Here is a 443-nt window from a genome sequence, read left to right as displayed (position 1 = left end):
GGCGAGTTGAAATACCGAATTAATAAAGCCTTGCAACGCTCGCAGTGGCATAGCGAAAACACGTTTAACCATCAGCGCTGTGGTAATGGCTAAGTCGCTAAATACGCGAGGGCGACCTTTTCCAAGTTGCTCGGCCTTGGCTTTCCACTGGGCGATAGCGTCCTCATCAATCCAGAAGGTCAGCGAGCCACGATTGATTAGGGCTTGGTTGTATTGCTTCCAGTTAGTTATTTTATAGCGAGGTTTTGGCACGGTTGAGGGGGTAGTTGATAGGTTATGCCGATCAGATCAGCGGCTACCGCTTTAGTTCAACCGATTTAGGAAACATATATGGACGCACCTCATGATGCAATAGCCAATTAAAGGGTACGGTCGCTAACATATATCCGACGTCATTTTTGGCCAATAAATAAATGGCCTGCGCCATGATGTAATACGCACCT

At 47.2% G+C, this 443-nt stretch carries 1 protein-coding gene; it reads right to left on the bottom strand.

Going from position 1 to position 443, the window contains the following annotated elements:
• Window positions 1-252, bottom strand: a 252-nt coding sequence (locus J3L11_RS19005) for a transposase (protein ID WP_207572008.1), incomplete at its 3' end; no start/stop codon positions are given.
• Window positions 253-443 lie beyond the last annotated feature (191 nt).

Source organism: Shewanella sp. 4t3-1-2LB (genome assembly GCF_017368415.1).
Classification (GTDB): Bacteria; Pseudomonadota; Gammaproteobacteria; order Enterobacterales; family Shewanellaceae; genus Shewanella; species Shewanella fodinae.
This window is presented reverse-complemented; position numbering and strand designations above follow the sequence as displayed.